The 4339-nt window shown below is 73.0% G+C and carries 1 pseudogene; it reads right to left on the reverse strand.

The features are described 5' to 3' along the window. Positions 1-4339 (reverse strand): annotated as a pseudogene (locus IO33_RS53415) (SDR family NAD(P)-dependent oxidoreductase); the annotation flags it as partial.

Genomic DNA, 4339 nt, shown 5'->3' on the forward strand with positions numbered 1-4339 from the left:
GCCTGCGCCTCGATCGGGTCACCCAGCCGGGTCCCCGTACCGTGCGCCTCCACGACGTCGATCTGGGCGGGAGACAGGCCGGCCGACGCCAGGGCCTGGCGGATGACCCGCTGCTGTGCGGGGCCGTTCGGCGCGGTCAGGCCGTTGGACGCCCCGTCCTGGTTCACGGCGCTCCCGCGTACGACGGCCAGCACCCGGTGGCCGTTGCGGCGGGCGTCGGACAGCCGCTCCACCAGGAGCATGCCGACGCCCTCGGCCCAGCCGGTGCCGTCGGCCCCGGCGGCGAACGGCTTGCAGCGGCCGTCGGCGGACAGTCCGCGTTGCCGGCTGAACTCCACGAACGCGGTGGGTGTGGTCATCACCTGCACGCCGCCGGCCAGCGCCATCGAGCACTCGCCGCCGCGCAGCGCCTGGATCGCCCAGTGCAGCGCCACCAGCGACGACGAACACGCCGTGTCGACGGTGACCGCCGGGCCCTCCAGGCCGAAGGTGTAGGCGATGCGGCCGGACATCACACTGGCGGAGTTGCCGGTCCCGAGATGGCCGTCGGACTCGCCGCCCACCCCGACCAGGAGGTTGACGTAGTCCTGGTAGCCGGAGCCGACGAAGACACCGGTACGGCTGCCGCGCACCGACTCCGCGTCGATACCGGCCCGCTCGAACGTCTCCCACGTGGTCTCACGCGGACTGATCCCGAAGAACCCCGGGTCGAACTCCCCCGCCTCGTAGAGGAATCCACCGCGGCGCGCGTACGTCTTGCCCGTCGCCTCCGGGTCCGGGTCGTAGATACCGTCCACGTCCCAGCCCCGGTCCGCCGGGAACTCGCCGACCGCGTCACCGCCGGAGGCCACCAGCTGCCACAGGTCCTCGGGCGAACGCACCCCGCCCGGATACCGGCACGCCATCCCGACGATCGCGAAGGCGCTCCCGGACCTGACGAAGGTCTCCGGTGACGCGCTTGAGATACTCCAGGAGCCTGTCTTCGTTGCTGCTCATCCGCCTCATCCGTCCTCGGCTGTCGTTAAAGGTAGAGCGCCAAGAACTAGGAATTTTCTAGATCTTGATCGATCAGATCGAAGATGTCGTCGACCGTCGCGTCCTGGAGCTGTCGCTCGGCATCGGCGGATTCCGCGCCCTGGCCGCCGGCGGTGTTCACCAGGGACAACAGTTCCTGCAGCCGCCTGCGCACCCCTGACCGGACCGTCTCCTCGGCGGAGGTGGCCGTCGAGATCAACGACTCCAGCCGGTCGAGCTCGCTGAAGACCGACACCTCGTCCGGGCGGGTCTCGCCGTCGAGTTCGCTCCCCAGGTGGCGGGCGATCGCCTCGGGCGTCGGGTGGTCGAAGACCAGCGTCGCGGGCAGGGTCAGGCCGGTGTCGGCGCTGAGCAGGTTGCGCAGCTCCACCGCGGTCAGGGAGTCGAAGCCGAGGTCACGGAACGGCAGGTCCGGTTCCACCGCCGCGGAGCCGCTGTGCCCGAGTACGGCCGCCGCGTGCGCGCACACGGTGTCCACGAGCAGGCGTTGCCGTTCGCCTTCGGACAGCCCGGAGAGCTTCTCCTGCAGCGCGGACGGCTTCGCCGACTGCTCGGCGGGCTCCGCCGCGAGGGCGTTCCTGACCTCGGGCAGGTCGCTGAGCAACGCGCTCGGCCTGCTGACGGTGAACGGGACGACGAACCGCTCCCAGTCCACGTCCGCCACGGTGACCGTGCCTTCCCCGCCGCTCAGCGCACCGTGCAGCGCGGAGATCGCCCGGTCCGGCCGCAGCACGGTCAGGCCGCGCTGCCGCAGCCGCTCCTCGTCCCCGGCGTCGGCGACCATGCCGCCCTCGCCCCACGGGCCCCAGGCGATCGCGGTCGCGGCGAGGCCCCGGGCCCGCCGGTGCTGCGCCAGGCCGTCGAGGAAGGCGTTCGCGGCCGAGTACGCGGCCTGTCCGCCGCCTCCCCACACACCGGAGATGGAGGAGAACAGGACGAAGGCGTCCAGTTCCTGATCGCCGAGCAGTTCATGGAGGTGTACGGCCCCGAGGGTCTTCGCGGCGACCGTCGCCGAGAAGTCGCCGAGGCTCGTCTCGGCGAGCATGCCCGCCTCGGCGGTGCCGGCCGTGTGGACCACGGCGTTCACCGGGTGCGCGGCGAGCAGCGCGGCCAGCGCCGCCCGGTCGGCCACGTCACAGGCGGCGACGGTCACGCGCACGCCCGCCTCCTCCAGCTCGGCCCTGAGTTCGGCCGCGCCGGGGGCGTCGGGACCCCGGCGGCCGGCGAGCACCAGGTGCTCCGCACCGGCACCGGCGAGCCAGCGGGCCACATGCCCGCCCAGCGCACCCGTACCACCGGTGATCAGGACGGTGCCGCGCGGCGACCACGAACCGTCGTTCCGGGCTGCGGGCAGCCGCGACAGGCGCCGCGCGAACACCCCACGGTCGCGGATCGCGACCTGGTCCTCGGCCGACTGTCCGAGCACCGCGGCGAGGCGGCCGGCGACCCGGTCGTCGACCGTGCCGGGAAGGTCGACGAGACCGCCCCAGCGCGGCGCGTGCTCCAGCGCCGCCACCCGGCCCAGTCCCCAGACCTGGGACTGGTACGGGTCGGCCACCTCGTCGGCGGTGCTCACGCCCACCGCGTCGCGGGTGGCGCACCACAGCGGGGCGCCGATGCCCGCGTCGCCCAGGGCCTGGACGAGCAGGACGGACAGCGCGACACCTGTGGTCAGTGCGGCGGCCGCCGGGGCGGCCCCGCCGTCGACGGCGAGCAGCGACAGGACACCCGCCACGGTCTCGTCACCGGCCGCTCGGACGAGCTGTGCGGTCAGCTCCTCGCGATCCGTGGCCGGTTCGACCGGGACCGGCAGCGGGGCCAGGCCCCGCTCGGTCAGGCCGCCGAGGCAGGCGGTGACCCAGTCGTCGCCGAGTCGCGGGGCGCTGACCGGAACCAGCCACACGCCCTTCCGGGCAGGGCCCTCCGGGGCGGGGTCGGGTATCGCCTTCCAGGTGACGCCGTAGCGCCAGCCGTCCACGGTGGACTGTTCCTTGCGTTGCCGCCGCCACGAGGACAGCCTCGGCAGCACGTCGCTGAACGCGTCCCCTGCCCCGATGTCCAGGGTCTGTGCGAAGGCCCGCAGATCCTCGCGCTCCACGGTCTCCCAGAACTCCGCGTCCACCGGATCCGCCACCGTGCCGACGGCAGCGGTTTCCGGGATGTCGACCCAGTACCGCTCGTGCTGGAAGGCGTAGGTCGGCAGGTCGGTCTTCCGCGCGCCGGCGAAGAACACGTTCCAGTCGACGGACACGCCGTGCGTGTGCAGATGGGCCACGGCCGTCACGAGTGCCTGCCGCTCCGGGCGGTCGGCCCGCAGGACGGGCACGGTGACGGCCTCGTCCAGGCAGCCCTGCGCCATACCGCTGAGGACGCCGCCGGGGCCGACCTCGACGAACGTGGTCACGCCCAGCTCGTGCAGGGTGTGCAGGCCGTCGGCGAAGCGGACCGCTTCACGCACGTGCCGGACCCAGTACTCGGGGGTGTACGGCTCGGCCAGCCGGCCGGTCAGGTTCGAAACGACGGGAATCCGACGGCGACGACCGCGTCCTCGACACCGGAGACGACGACCGACTGGGGACCGTTGACCGCCGCGATACCGACCTCGTCGGTCAAGTGCGGCAGCACTTCCCCCTCGGTCGCCTGGACGGCGACCATCGCCCCACCCGCGGGCAGCGCCTGCATCAGCGCCGCACGCGCGGACACCAGCTTCGCCGCGTCCTCCAGCGACAGCACACCCGCCACATGCGCGGCCGCGATCTCGCCCACCGAGTGACCAGCCAGGTAATCCGGCCTGATGCCCCACGACTCCAACAGCCGGAACAACGCCACCTCGACCGCGAAGAGCGCGGGCTGGGTGCACCCGGTCTGGTCCAGCGTCTCCGCGTCGACGTCGACCCCTGACCCGAGAACAGGAAACCGACCTTGCCTCCCGGCCGGCCCTGGACCACTCCGGGCGACGGCGTCCCGGTGGCCAGGCAGCCCAGTTCGCGGCGGAAGTCGTCACAGCTCTCGCCGATGACGGCCGCCCGGTGGCGCAGGGCGCTCCGGGTGGTGGCCAGCGAGAAGCCGACATCGACCGGTGACGTGCCGTCCTGGACGAAGGCGAGCAGCCGTCGTGCCTGCTCGCGCAGTGCGGCGTTGCTCTTGGCGGAGAGCACCCACGGCAGGAGGGCCGGGGCCGGGACGGCGGTGGCTTCTTCGGCCGGGGCCGGTGGGGCCTGTTCGATGATGGTGTGGGCGTTGGTGCCGCTGACGCCGAAGGACGACACGGCGGCCCGGCGCGGGTGATCGGTCTCCGGCCACT

The sequence above is a fragment of the Streptomyces durhamensis genome (assembly GCF_000725475.1).
Lineage (GTDB): Bacteria > Actinomycetota > Actinomycetes > Streptomycetales > Streptomycetaceae > Streptomyces > Streptomyces filipinensis.